The organism is Methylobacterium goesingense (assembly GCF_022179225.1).
Classification (GTDB): domain Bacteria; phylum Pseudomonadota; class Alphaproteobacteria; order Rhizobiales; family Beijerinckiaceae; genus Methylobacterium; species Methylobacterium goesingense.
Window position 1 is genome coordinate 16,938 of sequence record NZ_BPQL01000017.1, and the last position, 14,237, is coordinate 31,174.

General features: G+C 69.4%; 14 protein-coding genes. 7 read left to right on the forward strand and 7 right to left on the reverse strand.

Annotated features, from left to right (window positions below; genetic code table 11):
* The first annotated feature begins 277 nt into the window (after window positions 1-277).
* The 3 genes from MFF30_RS03390 (at window position 278) to MFF30_RS03400 (ending at window position 2,176) form a co-directional block, all read left to right on the forward strand.
* On the forward strand, window positions 278-994 hold the full coding sequence (locus MFF30_RS03390) for a PhoH family protein (RefSeq protein ID WP_238276553.1): 717 nt from the start codon (window positions 278-280) through the stop codon (window positions 992-994).
* 134 nt (window positions 995-1,128) lie between these two features.
* Entirely contained in the window at window positions 1,129-1,377 is a 249-nt protein-coding gene (locus tag MFF30_RS03395) for a hypothetical protein (protein WP_238276555.1), read from the forward strand.
* Between the two features lie 175 nt (window positions 1,378-1,552).
* Complete coding sequence (locus MFF30_RS03400; RefSeq protein WP_238276556.1) at window positions 1,553-2,176, forward strand: LysE family translocator; 624 nt, start codon at window positions 1,553-1,555, stop codon at window positions 2,174-2,176.
* 77 nt (window positions 2,177-2,253) lie between these two features.
* Here MFF30_RS03400 and MFF30_RS03405 read toward each other — a convergent pair whose 3' ends face one another.
* From MFF30_RS03405 to MFF30_RS03415, 3 genes are all read right to left on the reverse strand, one after another.
* Window positions 2,254-3,792 carry a L,D-transpeptidase family protein gene (locus tag MFF30_RS03405; RefSeq protein WP_238276565.1) on the reverse strand — a complete coding sequence of 513 codons (1,539 nt, stop codon included), beginning with the start codon at window positions 3,790-3,792 and terminating at the stop codon, window positions 2,254-2,256.
* Window positions 3,793-4,140: 348 nt separating this feature from the next.
* Window positions 4,141-5,094 carry an acetyl-CoA carboxylase carboxyltransferase subunit alpha gene (locus tag MFF30_RS03410; protein WP_238276742.1) on the reverse strand — a complete coding sequence of 318 codons (954 nt, stop codon included), beginning with the start codon at window positions 5,092-5,094 and terminating at the stop codon, window positions 4,141-4,143.
* Between the two features lie 185 nt (window positions 5,095-5,279).
* Window positions 5,280-6,209, reverse strand: coding sequence for an AEC family transporter (locus tag MFF30_RS03415; protein ID WP_238276567.1), 930 nt, complete (start codon window positions 6,207-6,209; stop codon window positions 5,280-5,282).
* Window positions 6,210-6,467: 258 nt separating this feature from the next.
* Here MFF30_RS03415 and MFF30_RS03420 point away from each other — a divergent pair, with 258 nt between their 5' ends.
* Complete coding sequence (locus tag MFF30_RS03420; protein ID WP_238276569.1) at window positions 6,468-7,253, forward strand: 3-hydroxybutyrate dehydrogenase; 786 nt, start codon at window positions 6,468-6,470, stop codon at window positions 7,251-7,253.
* 90 nt (window positions 7,254-7,343) lie between these two features.
* Here the strand turns inward: MFF30_RS03420 and MFF30_RS03425 are convergent, their stop codons facing one another.
* From MFF30_RS03425 to meaB, 3 genes are all read right to left on the reverse strand, one after another.
* Window positions 7,344-7,688 carry a CsbD family protein gene (locus MFF30_RS03425; protein ID WP_238276571.1) on the reverse strand — a complete coding sequence of 115 codons (345 nt, stop codon included), beginning with the start codon at window positions 7,686-7,688 and terminating at the stop codon, window positions 7,344-7,346.
* A 144-nt stretch (window positions 7,689-7,832) separates the two neighbouring features.
* Complete coding sequence (locus tag MFF30_RS03430) at window positions 7,833-8,462, reverse strand: pyroglutamyl-peptidase I (protein WP_238276574.1); 630 nt, start codon at window positions 8,460-8,462, stop codon at window positions 7,833-7,835.
* A gap of 6 nt (window positions 8,463-8,468) precedes the next feature.
* Entirely contained in the window at window positions 8,469-9,473 is a 1,005-nt protein-coding gene (meaB, locus tag MFF30_RS03435; protein WP_238276576.1) for a methylmalonyl Co-A mutase-associated GTPase MeaB, read from the reverse strand.
* A gap of 251 nt (window positions 9,474-9,724) precedes the next feature.
* Here meaB and MFF30_RS03440 point away from each other — a divergent pair, with 251 nt between their 5' ends.
* Window positions 9,725-10,789: an alpha/beta hydrolase gene (locus MFF30_RS03440; protein WP_238276577.1), complete on the forward strand. Its 1,065-nt coding sequence runs from the start codon at window positions 9,725-9,727 to the stop codon at window positions 10,787-10,789.
* A 109-nt stretch (window positions 10,790-10,898) separates the two neighbouring features.
* Window positions 10,899-11,273 carry a hypothetical protein gene (locus tag MFF30_RS03445; RefSeq protein WP_238276579.1) on the forward strand — a complete coding sequence of 125 codons (375 nt, stop codon included), beginning with the start codon at window positions 10,899-10,901 and terminating at the stop codon, window positions 11,271-11,273.
* A 100-nt stretch (window positions 11,274-11,373) separates the two neighbouring features.
* On the opposite strand, the gene MFF30_RS03450 is transcribed toward MFF30_RS03445, so the two are convergent.
* The gene (locus MFF30_RS03450; protein WP_238276581.1) at window positions 11,374-13,080 is read right to left on the reverse strand and encodes a L,D-transpeptidase family protein; all 1,707 of its coding nucleotides are present in this window, start codon (window positions 13,078-13,080) and stop codon (window positions 11,374-11,376) included.
* Between the two features lie 129 nt (window positions 13,081-13,209).
* On the opposite strand from MFF30_RS03450, the gene MFF30_RS03455 reads away from it, so the two are divergent.
* Complete coding sequence (locus MFF30_RS03455; RefSeq protein WP_238276583.1) at window positions 13,210-14,058, forward strand: SDR family NAD(P)-dependent oxidoreductase; 849 nt, start codon at window positions 13,210-13,212, stop codon at window positions 14,056-14,058.
* Window positions 14,059-14,237 lie beyond the last annotated feature (179 nt).

The window sequence follows — 14,237 nt, forward strand, 5'->3', positions numbered from 1 at the left end:
TTCATCATTCCCAAGAATAGTCGCTGTCACGCCCCTGTCGCGCGGCGCGCGGCATGGTGCGTGCAACGGGCGGTCTCGCGGTCATCGGGGCCGTCGTGTGTATCCACAGCCTTGACGGCGCCGCCCGGAACTCGGGGGCGGTCTCCGGATTGGCTGTCAAGCGGGCGAAGTAGGAAGGATCGCCGAAACAGATCGGTTCGAGGATGTCACGAAACAGGTTCAACAAGTCAGGCTCAGATTAAATCCAGGTTGGCAAGTCCGGTTGGAGTGTTGATCGATGAAGAGACGCCGCACACGACTTGAACTCGTTGAGGACCGTACGGTCCGGCCGCACAAGACACGCTTCGATGAAGAACGTAACTTGGGCCCGATCCAGCCGCTCACCGACCGCCAGGCGCAATACCTAGACGCGCTCGCCCTTCACAAACAGGTTATCGTCCTTGGCCCCGCCGGCACCGGCAAGACCTTCATCGCCGGCACCCGCGCCGCCGACCAGCTACGCCAGCGCCGGATCGGCAAGGTCATCATCACCCGGCCCAACGTGCCCTCGGGCCGCTCGTTGGGCTTCTTCCCCGGAACCCTGGAAGAGAAGATCGCCCCCTGGGTCGCACCGCTGACCGAGACCATGAAGGAGCGCATGGGCGAGGCCGCCTTCGAGATCGCGGTCAAGACCGGCGACATCGAGGTGGTGCCCTTCGAGGTGATGCGCGGGCGCACCTTCAAGAACTGCCTCGTGATCCTCGACGAGGCGCAGAACACCACCACCGCCGAGATCAAGATGTTCCTCACCCGCATCGGAGACGATTGCCAGGTGATCATCAACGGGGACGTGTCCCAAACGGATCTTCGCGAGACCTCGGGCCTGCGCACCGTGATCCATCTGGTGAAGAGCCGGATGATGCCGATCCCGGTGGTGGAATTTACCCTCGACGACATCGTGCGCTCAGGAATTTGTGCTGAGTGGGTCCGCGCTTTCGAGGAAACGAATCTCTGACTCGCGGGTTATCAGCGGTGGACCGGAACGGGGTCCGCCGCTCACTCCGGTGCGCGACATGGGTTCCCGGCCTCCTGGCCGGCGGAACCGCCCGGGTGCCGCGCTCGGACAGAAAGAGAATGGGAGACTCCCTCGTGAGGAAACTGACCCTTGCCTTCGCCGTGCTCGCCTCGCTCGGCGGTGCCAGCCTCGCCACCTCCGCCTCCGCCGCGCCCGGCGCGCCGATGGGTGTGACTGCTCCCGAGACCGTGTCCACCGTGCAGATGACCCGCATGGAGCGCCGGATGATGGAGCGTCGCATGGACCGCCGGATGGATCGTCGCATGGAGCGCCGCCGGATGGAGCGTCGGATGATGCACCGCCGCATGATGCGCCGCATGTGATCGGCCGCTGAGCCTGATCGAGTTCGAGAAGGGTCCCTCACGGGGCCCTTTTTTCTTGCCATGCGTGCAGGTCTGCCCGGCGCGATTCGGTGCGGTTCCTGCCGCTCCTGCGGGTATAGGAGAAGGAGTTGCCGGCCCATTCCGGGATCCGGCCTGCCGTGATCCGTCGGACCGCATGACCCTTCAGACTTGGTGGCTGTTCCTCGGCGCCGTCTTCGTCCTCTCGGGGACGCCGGGACCGAACATGCTCCACATCCTGACGCGCAGCCTACGGGTCGGACTCCGGCGCAGTCTTGCCGCCATGGCGGGCTGCCTCAGCGCCGTCATCCTCGTGCTCCTGGCCTCCGCCGCCGGCCTCAGCGCCGTGCTCATGGCCTCGCCCGTTCTGTTCGACATCCTGCGCTACGCGGGCGTCGCCTATCTCGTCGTCCTCGGGGTCCGGGCCTGGCGCGGGGACGATGCCCCCGTCACCGCCTCGGGTGGTACCGGCCCGGCGCCATTCTCTTCAGCGCGCCTTTATCGCGACGGGCTTCTGATCGGCCTGAGCAATCCCAAATTGCTGTTGTTCGCCAGCGCCTTCCTGCCGCAATTCGTCGATCCCGCCCGGCCGCAGGGCCCGCAATTCGCGATTCTGGTCGTCACCTTCGCGGGCGCGGAGCTGTTCTGGTACGGGGTCTACGCCCTGGGCGGTCGCCGCCTCGCGAGCGCCCTGACCCGTCCGGCCCTGAAGCGGGCCTTCGACCGAGTCACCGGCGCCATCTTCGTCGGCTTCGGGGCGATGCTGCTCGGGGCCCGCTAGGGTATCCCATTCGCCGGAGCGGATGCCCCTTCGGCAAGGAAAGCGTCGTGACGCAAGGGGATGAAGCGCCGGTCGCTTCAGTTCTTCGGGGTCGTCGAGCCGGTGGTCTTGGGAGACGCCGGCCCGGCCGTCGCCGCCGCCGACTTCTGAGTCGACTTGCTGGCCGCCTTGACGTCACTGGCCGGCTTCGGCTTGTCGTCGGTCGCCACTTTGTCCTTATCCGTGGCGACATGGGCGGACTTCACCGGTGCGGCTTTCGCGGCGGCGGCGTGGGACGCCTTCGCGTCCGGCTTCAACTCCAGCTTGGCCGGTTGCGCCCCGGCCACCACCGGCACGGTCGCCGCGTCGGCGGCCGGCGTCGCGGGGGTACCGTTACTGAACAGATTGCCCAGGACCTTCTTGTAGGCGGCCGGGTCGCCATCGGCGTCGGCCACCATGACCCGGGCGGGCTTGGCGGGCGAAAGATTGGCCGGCTCCGCGACGATCGGCTCGGGCTTCGCGGCGGGCGACGAACCCCTCCGTTCCAGGTTGGCCGCGGCGGCCTTGGTGGGAATCGGTGCCGCCGCCATCATCACCGGACGGCCCTTGGCGTCGACCTCGATCTCGCGCTCGCCGGCGGCGAGGCTCTCGGGCCGGCTGACCTCGCCGAGCTTGTGCTGGGCGTAGTCCTTGGGATTGTAGGGCAATTCGGGCTCTGGCTTGCCGAGGCTCGCGAACGTCAGGGTATCGGCGGGCGTCTGCTGGCCGCGGAATACCGGATTCTGGCTGCCATCGTCGTAGACGAGGCGGGTGGCCGGCGTCCCCTTGGCGATGAGCTCGGCGATCTCGCGGTTGTCGCGATCGCGCTTCTCCGCCACCATCGGCTCGACCTTCGGCGTACACGAGCCCGCCGCGGCATCCGCGCCGCCGAACACGTATTTCGAGCCGCATACGCCCACGCGCGGCTCCTCGCGAAGGGCCTCGAAGTAGTCGGAGCCCTCCTTCAGATTCTTCCAGAAGGGCGCGTTCGGGTCGTTACGGAACTTTGCGACGTTCGTCGGTGTCATCCGGAACGGGTAGGACTGGAACTGGAACGCACGCTGGCCGCCCGCGAAGGAATCGCGCGCCAGGGCGTAGATCTCGCCCATCGACTCGTCCGTCATGGCAAAGCAACCCGATGACGAGCAGGTGCCATGCACCATGATGTAGTTGCCGGTGCGTCCGTTCGCCCGGTCGTAGGCGTTGGGGTAACCGGTGTCGAAGGAGAGATAGTAGGCCGAGTTCGGGTTCATTTGCCCCGGCGTCACGGTGTAGAAGCCTTCCGGCGCCTGCCGGTCGCCCTGCTTGGTCTTGGGACCCAGCTGGCCCGACCAGCGGCAGATCGGATAAGTCTTCAGGAGCGCGTACTGGCCGTTGGTGCCGCGCTTCCACACCTCCATCTCCGCTTCCCGCTTGTAGGCGCGGATCAGGATCGGATCGTTCTGGGACATGCCCTTGTGCGCCATCAGCGCGAGGGTCTTCTGGGGGACGGGCGCGAGAGCACGGAGGGGAACGCCGCCGGTCGATCCGTCCTGGCATGCGCCGAGCGAGAGAGCGAGCACAGCGAAAGCGGCGGCCACGAGCGGGCGCATAGCCATGGGGAACCCCGTCCTCAGTCACACGTCGGCAGGATTTTCCCGCCGAACGCCACTCCCCAACCCCTTAGCTTGGTTAAACTTACCCGGTTGTTACCGCAAGGCGACGCTCGATGGTCAGCGTGCCTGATGTGGATTGCGGTCATCGCGGGGGTGCGGACGCGCTCTTGCCGCAAAGCCCGTGATCGCCATCCGGCGGGTATCTTAGGGCAACGGAAGCGATTGAGTACCAACGACTTTCCGGTGACTGAAGGGCCCGCCGCGCCGGCGATCAGGCTAGACACCGCATCCTAACGAATGCCAACTTGGTTCCTTCGCTCGACCGCGTCATGCTGCCGCAGGCAGGATGGATCAGAGCTTCCGGCCGATCTCGAGGAACTTGGTCGCCCGCCGGTCGCGGATTTCGTCTGAACTCAAGCCGTCGAACTCCGTCAGGGCTGACTGAATGGCGGCCCCGGCGGCCGCGATGGCCGCTTCGCGACCGCGATGCGCACCGCCCGTAGCCTCCGGAACGATGGTGTCGATGATGCCGAGGCGGAGCAAATCCTGCGCGGTGATCTTCATGGCGGTGGCCGCGTCGGCCGCGCGCCCCTGGTCGCGCCACAGGATCGAGGCCGCGCCCTCGGGCGAGATCACGCCGTAGATGGCGTGCTCCAGCATCAGCACCCGGTTGGCCGTAGCGAGCGCAATGGCGCCCCCCGAGCCCCCCTCGCCGATGACGAGGGCGATGTTGGGCACCCCGAGCGCCAGACAGGCTTCCGTGGAGCGTGCGATGGCCTCGGCCTGGCCTCGCTCTTCCGCCTCGATGCCCGGGAAGGCGCCGGCGGTGTCCACGAAGGCCAGCACCGGCAGCCGGAAGCGGTCGGCGAGCTCCATTAGGCGGACGGCCTTGCGGTAGCCCTCGGGCTTGGCCATCCCGAAATTGTGCCGCAGCCGCGTCTCGGTGGTGGAGCCCTTCTCCTGGCCGAGGACGCAGACCGGACGTCCGTTGAAGCGCCCGAGCCCGCCGACGATCGCCTCGTCCTCCGCGAAGGCACGATCGCCCGCCATCGGGGTGAACTCGGTGATCAGGCCCGCGCAATAGTCGATGAAGTGCGGCCGCTGCGGATGGCGCGCGACCTGCGTCTTCTGCCAGGGCGTGAGGGCCGCGTAGATGTCGGAGAGCGCGGCGGCGGCCTTCGCCTCCAGGCGCCCGACCTCCTCGCTGATCGAGACGGCGCCGTCGCGTGCGCCCAGCGCCCGCAACTCCTCGACCTTGGCCTCGAGTTCGGCGACGGGCTTCTCGAAATCCAGGTAGGTGCGCATCACCGTCATCGAGGGGTCCATTTCGTGCTCGGTCGCGGCACCGGGTGGTCCGGCGGGCGCGCGACCGTTCTGACGCAGATCGTGTCGGGCCTATGGCGCGGCAGCGGGGGCCGCGCGGGCGCAGGGTGTTGGGGATGGACGGGCAGGTGTCAACCGAGGGACGCGATTGTCCCGGCGCGTCCCCCTCATCCGACGAGGTCGAGCAGGCCGATGAGGACCAGGGGCATGGTCAGGCCCGCCAGGACGGTCTGCACGGCGGTGATTCCCGCCATCAGGGGCGCGTCGCCCCCGAGTTGCCGGGCCATGATGTAGGAGGACGAGGCCGTGGGCAGGGCCTGGAACAGCAGGGCCGTGGCGGCGGCGGGGCCGTGGAGGCCGAGGACGAGGCAGGCCGCCAGGGTCGCCAGCGGCATCGCGATGAACTTGGCCGCCGATGCCACGAGCACGGGCCGCACCCAGGCTCGCGCCGTGCCGAAATCGAGGGCCGCACCGACGCAGAGCAGTCCGAGGGGGAGTGAGGCCTGACCCAGGGCGCGCAGCGCCGGCGCGATGCCTCCGGGCAGGCCGAGGCCCGCGGACTTGAGGCCGATTCCGACGAGGCAGGCCACGACCAGCGGATTGAAGGCAAGGAGGCGCAGCAGCCCGGCCAGCGAGGGCCGGCCGAGGGCGCCGAAGCGCGCGAAGACGAGGACGCAGAGGATGTTCACGGTGGGTACGATGGCGGCGTTGGCCACCGCCGCCAGGGCGATGCCCTGGGCGCCGAACAGCCCGGCCGCCACGGAGACGCCGACGTAGTTGTTGAACCGGACGCCGCCCTGGAAGACCGAGGTGAACGCGGCGCCCTCGAGATTCAGGAAGCGCCGGCCCGCGAGGAGAAGGCCCGCGACCAGGAGCGTCGAGGTCACCAGCACGGTGACGAGCGCCCCGATGGGAATGCCCTCCAACGGCGCGGTCACGAGGCCGTGGACGAAGAGGGACGGCAGCAGGATGTAGTAGCCGAGCCTTTCCGCCTGGGGCCAGAACGCCTCGCCGAGGAAGCGCGATCGACGCAGGGCCGCGCCGAGGCCGATGAGGAGGACGATCGGCAGAAGCGCCAGCAGGATCGTACCGGTCATGGTTCCGGTCTCCGATCCGGGCCGCAGGGGTGCGTCGGCTTAGCGGTGCGGACCCGGTTCCACCACCCGCCCCGGATTGAGGCCCGTGACAGAGTGCGGGTCCGCGTCGCCCGGATGGGCTGCAAGCCCTGGCCAGGGGCGCCATTCTGGGTGTTGTGGTCGGCACGACCTCTATCCGGCGTGCGACCGGACCGCGTTCCGGGTTATGCCGAGCGCAGCGCGCACGCACGAACCCGACGTCCTGAACGGAGCTTGCCCATGACCCTGAAGAACAAGACCGCCGCCGTCACCGGCTCGACCAGCGGAATCGGCCTCGGCATGGCACGGGCCTACGCGGCCCAAGGCGCCAACATCGTCCTCAACGGCTTTGGCAAGCCGGAGGACATCGAGGCGGCGCGCAGCGGGATCGAGTCCACCTTCGGCGTCAGGGCGATCCATTCGAATGCCGACATGACGAAGCCGGCCGAGATCGAGGGCTTCGTCAAGCTTGCCGAAGAGACCTTCGGCTCGCTCGACATCCTGGTGAACAATGCGGGCATGCAGTTCGTCTCGCCGATCGAGGATTTCCCGGTCGAGAAGTGGGACCTGATCCTGGCGCTCAACCTGTCCTCGGCCTTCCACACCATGCGGGCGGCGATTCCCGGCATGAAGCAGCGTGGCTGGGGCCGAATCATCAATACGGCGTCGGCCCATTCGATGGTCGCCTCGCCGTTCAAGTCGGCCTACGTCGCAGCCAAGCACGGCCTCGTCGGCCTCTCAAAGGCCGCGGCCCTCGAACTCGCCACCCACGGCATCACGGTCAATTGCATCTCGCCGGGCTATGTCTGGACGCCCCTGGTGGAGAGCCAGATCCCCGACACCATGAAGGCCCGCGGGATGACGGAGGACGAGGTCATCAACGAGGTGCTGCTCAAGGCGCAGCCCACCAAGGAGTTCGTGACGATCGATCAGGTGGCCGCGCTCGCAGTGTTCCTGGCCTCCGACGCGGCGAGCCAGATCACCGGAGCCAACATGGCCATGGATGGCGGCTGGACCGCGCAGTAACCGGCGCGGTCCCTGATCGGACCGGTCCTCCACCCCGCGCGGGGCGGAGGATCGGTCCGGCATGTCAGGCGGGCGGACGCGCTCGTTCGTTCAGCGCCGGCCGTGCAGCAGCAGCGCGAGGCCGTAGCCCACGGCGCCCGCGATCACGAGAGCGATGAACGGGTTCTCCTCGACGCGGCTGCCGACGGCGCGGCCCCCATCGCGAAGGTAATGGCCGCCGCGATCATAGGCTTCACCGGCGTAATCCTGGACGTTGTCGGCGACATCCCGGAGCGTATCCTTGGCCTGGCCGTAGATATCCTGGGCGCGGCCCTCCGCCTCGCGGTAGCGGCCCTCGACCGAGCTGCGCGACGAACCCGTGAGGTCGCCTGCGGCGCCCTGCACCTTGCCGCCGAGTTCCTTGGCGGCGCCGACGATGCGATCCGTATCGACCATGGTCTCTCTCCTGAACGCGGGTGATGCGGGCTGCCCGTCCGAGGTCGGCCCGCATCCGACGTTCACAGAACGTCCGACGGCGCGAAGGGGACCAAGGCCACGCGTGAAAATCTTGCCGTGCCGGCAAACGAGCGCGTCGCGCTCCTATCGGCCCCCGGCGCGGCTCCGCACCACGAGGCCGCGCGCCACCTCCGCGCAGGCTCGGGCGAGGGTTTCCGCGAAGGTCTGGCGCTGCGGTCGCGCGGAGGCCTTCGCCGGCCGCCGGGTCCGGGGCGGGAGGGGGATGTGCACGAACAGCGTCGGTGGGCCCTCGCGCAGGGCGCGGAAATAGGTGGCGTTGCAGAGGTAGCGCCCGGCATCCCGCGAGGGGATCGCGGCGATGCCGCTTCTGCGCAGGCTCGCCAGGGCGAAGGGTGCCGCCGGTGACCGCCGGGCGGCCGGGCCGTCCGGCTCAAGGGTCGAGCGTGCCGCGATCCGGCCGGAGGCATCGGGAAACAGCCGGCTCGTGCGGTTGCGGCCCTGGATCTCGACCCGGACCCGTCTAGCGCGGGAGGCGACACCGAGCATCAGGATCGCGGACGGCGCCTCGGCCAGGGCCGGTTCCAGCATCGCGGGAATCGCCGCGTAGGTGGTGCGCAGGATCAGCACCCGCACCGGGGCCCCTCCGACCTTCGGGCGTGCGAGGACGCCGATGCGGCGGGCCAGGGTCGCGCTCGGGTTGCGCGGCACGCCCGGAAAGGGGCCGAACCCGGTGATCAGCAGGCCGCCGGGCATCCGCTCTTACAGGCCGATCAGGGTGGCGATGGCCTCCGCCCCGGCTGCGGGCGAAGATTCGCCGCGCCCGACCGCGGCCTCGGCTTCCGCCGTCTGGCGGCGCACGTCGGCCGAGCCGACGAGGCGCTGATGCAGGCGCTCGTGCACCAGGGCCCACATCCACTTCACGTCCTGGGCCCGGCGCTTCGTGGCGATCTCGCCCGTGGCGGTGAGCTTGTTGCGGTGGTCGACGATTCGCTCCCAGAGGCCGTCGAGACCCTTGTTGTTCAGGCCCGAGATCGTGACCACGGGTGGCGTCCAGGTCGAACTCGGCGCCGAGAGGATGTGCAGGGCGGCACGGTACTCCGAGGCTGCGGCGCTCGCCCGGCGCTCGCCCTCGCCGTCATCGGCCTTGTTGACCGCGATCATGTCGGCGAGTTCGAGAATGCCCTTCTTGATGCCCTGAAGCTCGTCGCCGGCCCCCGGCAGCATCAGCACGAGGAAGAAGTCGGTCAGGTCCGCCACCGCCGTCTCCGACTGGCCGACGCCGACGGTCTCGACCAGGATGACGTCGAACCCCGCCGCCTCGCAGAGCAGCATGGTCTCGCGGGTCTTGGCGGCGACGCCCCCCAGGGTGCCGGAGGAGGGGGAGGGGCGGATGAAGGCGTTGGGGTCGAGGGCAAGGCGCGCCATCCGGGTCTTGTCGCCCAGGATCGAGCCGCCGGTGCGGGTGGAGGAGGGGTCGACCGCCAGCACCGCCACCCGGTGTCCGGCCGCCGTCAGGTTGGCGCCGAGCGCATCGATGGTGGTCGACTTGCCGACGCCGGGCACGCCGGTGATGCCGACGCGGATCGCCGTGCCGGTGTGGGGCAGAACCGCGTCGATGAGGCCGCGTGCCGCTGCCCGGTGATCGGGCCGCTTTGATTCCGCCAACGTAATCGCCCGCGCCAGGGCGGCGCGGTCCCCGGCGAGCAGTCGCTCGCGCAGGGCATCGATGTCGAGGGCAGGGGCGGGTGCGGATGACAGGGCCATGGTTGCCTTCTTTGCCGGTCCTGCCGGGATTCGTCGAGAGGCAGGGCCGTCGTCGCGCGGTCTTGATCCGTCGCGGCGCCGAAACGCGGCCTGCTGCGCCTGTGGGCGTGCCGCCACAGGGCTCCCTCTGCCCGCAATCCACATCGCCACGGTCACGCTTCCGCCGCGCCATGGTCACGATCCTCGTCGACAGGGTAGCACCACGCCGGGGCCGCTCCCGGCCCGCCATCGTCAGGATCGCCTTGCCCGACATGATCCGCTCCAACCGAACGACCCGACCGAAAGCCCCGACCCGTCGTGCCCTGCTGCGGTTCGCCGCCCTCTCGGGCGTGGCCGCCCTCGCGCCGGGGCTCGCCGGCTGCGTGGCGGACGGGCTCGTCAGCGATACGGTGGTGGGCGGGGCTCCGGAGCGGCAATCGGCCCTCGACGTCAGCCCGGTCCTGCTCGTGGCGACCACACGCAAGCCCGTCGGCGCGCCGCCGAAGAGCCCCTTCTTCAGTTCCGAGCGGGGACGCGGGCTTAGCTTCGCCGAGGTCCGGCTCTCGGCCCCCGACCGCTCGCTGATCGGCAAGGTCTCCTCGGTGGTCACCGGCGACTGGGCCGTGACGGCGGTGCCGCAGGTCGAGACCGGGCCGGGGGCCGCCGGCGCCTTCGCGCAGGCGGCTTTGGGGCGCGACGTACTGATCTACGTCCACGGCTACCGTGAGAGCTTCCAGTCGGCGGCCGTCAGCGCGGCCCGGCTCTCGGACGGCATCCGCTTCCGGGGCGCCTCGGCGCTGTTCACCTGGCCCTCGGCGGCGGCCACCTTCGATTACGGCTACGATCGGGAGAGCGCGCTCTGGTCGCGCGACGGTTTCGAGGACCTCCTGAAGGCACTGGCGAACTCGCCCTCCGGCGGGCGCATCAACATCGTCGCGCATTCCATGGGAACGCTCCTGACCCTGGAGACCCTGCGCATGCTGCGGGCCGAGGCCGGCGAGGCGGCCATGGCCCGCATCGGCGCTGTGGTGCTCGCCGCCCCCGACATCGACATAGACCTGTTCACCAGCGCCATCGAACGCATGGGGCCGGACGTGACCAAGGTCACGGTGATCTCCTCCACCAAGGACCGGGCGCTGGAACTCTCCGGCGCCATCGCGGGCGGCGTCGTCCGGGCGGGCGCGGCCGACCGCGAACGCCTGGAGGCGCTCGGCGTCCGGGTGGCCGACGCCTCCGATTACGGCGGCGGCCTGATCAACCACGACCTGTTCCTGTCGAACCCCGACGTGCAGGGCGTGGTCAAGCGTGCCATCGGGCGGGCGAGCGGGGGCGCCTGACCGTACCACCCTCGAGTTCACCCTTGCCCTACTCGAGTTCACCCTTGGCCTATCGGGCGTTCGCCCCTACACGGACAGCGGCCCCGGGCCACAGAGATAAGGATTCGCGATGTTCACTCTCGAGATCGATGGCGTGGCCATCGCGGTCATCAACGGCTCCGAGGAGGTCGCCAACGACCTCTTCACCTGCGATGGCTTCAAGGACGACATCCAGACCATGAAGAGCGACGGCAAGGTGCTGTGGAACGGCACCTCTCCGCTCAAGATCCGCGCCGCCACCGAGGAAGAGATCGAGATCTTCGAGGACGCCCTCGCGGAGGACGATTCGGAAGAGGACGAGCCCTACGAGCCGGATGCCCGCCACGCCCAGGCTTCCAACGACGACAAGGCCTCCGACGACGACTCGGAAGAGGACGACGAGGAGGACGATGCCGACATCGTGTTCCTCGTGGACATCGACGAGGATGGCGGCCTCGATTCCTGAGATCTCCGCGCCCTCCGGAGCCTGAACCCAAGGTCGGCTTCCCATCGGCCAAGCGCCCCGCCCCTCAACGGGCGGGGTTTTTCGTGGCCGGCGGCCGGAGTCAGTTCATGGTGGGGCGGGCTGCCCTGTTCGGAATCAGGCCCGGTGGGATGGGCGCATCGCCCTGTGACTTGATCGGCGCGATCCCGGCGGCGGCTGCCCGCGGTTTGGGCGGGGACGACTTGGCGGTGTCCGGTCTGGCGCTCTCCACCTTGCCGGTATCCGTCTTCGCCACGGCGCCCGCCTTCTCGGGCACCATCGCTTTCCTGGGCGTGATCGCCCCCGTGGTGGCGACCTCCGGCATCGGCACCGCCGGGCTGTCGATGCCGTAGATGTCGTCGCGGAAGTGGGCGCGGCCGTCCGGGGTGGCGTAGCCGGTGAGATACACGAAGGTCACCGGGATCTGCTTCGGGAGCTTGATGTCCAGACGCTCGTTGGTGGCGATGCTGGTCTCGATCTCGATCGGGCCCCAGGTCGAGCCGGAACCGTTGGGACCGGGTGTGCCTTCGAGAAGCCAGCCGGCCAGTTCCTTCACCTGCGCGACGCGCACGCAACCATGCGAGTGGAACCGCACCTCGCGGGCGAACAGCGACTTCGACGGCGTGTCGTGCATGTAGACAGCCTGCTTGTTCGGCATGTCGATGCGCACCTGCCCCAGGGAGTTCTCCAGGCCGGAATCCTGCCGAAGGGTGTAGTTCGCCGCCTTCTCGCTCGACCAGTCGATGGCGGTGGGGTCGACCTCCACACCGCCGGGGCCGAGGATGCGGATGCGCTCACGGGCGAGGTAGCCGGGGTCCTTGCGCATCTTCGGAATGATCTCCTTCTTGATGATGGAGACCGGCAGGGTCCAGGTCGGGTTGAGGTTCACGTCGGTGATGCGCGCCTCGATGCGCGGGGTCGCCTTGTCGGGTTTGCCGACCACCGCCACGTAGCGGCGCACCACCACGCCGTGGTCCACGGCCTCGACGGTGGCCGAGGGGATGTTCACCACCACGTAGCGCTCGCCATAGGCGAAGTTCGAGCCGATCTGGCGCGCGGCGGAGGCGGCGAGCTGGCGCTGGCGGGTCGCCGCCGGCACGTTGAGGGCCGCCACGGTCTGCCGGCCGATCAGCCCGGTCTCGGGCAGGCCGTGCCGGGCCTGGAAGGATTTGATCGCGACGACGAGGGTCGCGTCGAGTTGATCGCCCGCCATGGCCTCTGGCGCCAGGTCGCCCACCAGGATCAGGTGCTTGCGCAGGGCCGGGATCGCCGGGTGGCTGGCGCCGGGCTTGATCACGAGGTCGACGGGCAGTGCCGGCCAGCCGCCGGAATCCGCCATGGCCTGGTAGCGGTCGGCCATGCGCAGGGTATCGAGGAAGGTCGAGGGGCTGAGCGTCGGGACCGGATCGGCGGAGACCCGCGCCACCACCAACGGCGGCAGCTCCCGCGACTTCTTCACGGGCGGCGCCGCGTCGCCCGAGCCCGGCACGATTGCCTGAATGGCCGGCGTCGTTGCCGGCGCCGCCACAAGGGCCTCGATCTTAGGCCGTGCGGGAGTGTCGGGCGCCCTGGCCGGATTCTCTGCTGTCGCCCTGGCGGGCGCCTCCTGCATCGTCCTGGCCGGGGTCTCCGCTGCCCTTACCGGGGCCTCGACCGCCCGAGTGGAGACCTGCTGGCCCATGGCGGTAGCACCGAGGGCAAGGAGAAGCGTCATGGAGGACAGGCCCGCACGCAGGGCTGCGCGGGGCGTGAGCGGCTTGAGAAGGTCGGCACTGTGGCGCCAATACATCACGGATCTCTCGCGTGTGGTGTCTCCCCAACCATGCTCGCGGAGGGTTACCAATCTCCTGTCCCGGCCTGACGTGGTCCACAGGGCGCCCTAACTCTGGCCCGCGTGCAGAGCGCGGAAGGAGAGTCCATGACCATGCATCCGGCACTTCAGGCGGGGCGAACCGCCGTCGTCACCGGCGCGGCGAGCGGAATCGGGTTGGCGGCGGCCAAGCGCTTCGCCGCCGAGGGGCTGGCGGTCTGGCTCGCCGATCTGCCCGGCGAGGCGCTGGATGCCGCCCGCGCGGAGGTTGCGGCCGTCGCCGGGGACGCTCCCGTCCGAGCGCTCGCCACCGATGTCCGGCGCCCCGAGGACATCGCGGCCCTGCGCGATGCGGCCTGTGCCGAAGGCCCGCCCGCCGTGGTGATGTTGAATGCCGGGATCGAGGCCGGCGGCCGGCTTTTCTCGGACGCCGAGACCTGGGCGCGCATCCTCGACACGAACCTCTGGGGCGTCATCAACGGCATCCAGGCCTTCGCGCCGGCGATGATCGCGGGCGGGCAGCCCGGCGCCATCGTGGTCACGGGCTCGAAGCAGGGCATCACCACGCCGCCGGGCAACACGCCCTACAACGTTTCGAAGGCGGGCGTGAAGGCGGTGACGGAGGCGCTCGCCCACGACCTGCGCGGGTGCGAAGGCTGCCGCACCAGCGCCCACCTGCTGATTCCGGGCTTCGTCTATACGGGCCTCGCCAAAGCCCGTGGGATCACCGAGAAGCCCGATGGAGCCTGGACGCCGGAGGAGACTGTGCGCTTCATGCTGGAGCGGCTGGAGGCCGGCGACTTCTACATCCTCTGCCCGGACAACGAGACCACGCGGGCGCAGGACGAGCGCCGCATCGCCTGGGCCGCCGGCGACATCATCGAGAACCGCCCCGCCCTGTCGCGCTGGCACCCGGATCATGCGGAGGCGTTCCGGGCGTTCGCTGCGGGGCGCTGAGGCGAGGGATGTCCCGCAGGCGATTCTGCCGGCTCCGGAAGGCGATCCCGGATCCGTGATGCGCGGGCAAGAGATCCGACCCGGGGCACACCGTTCGGCCGCCACGGACCCGCGGCCGAGACGGTCGTCCGGGCGGCCGAAGCGATCCCGCGGAATTGGCCGATGGGCTGCAGTGTTGA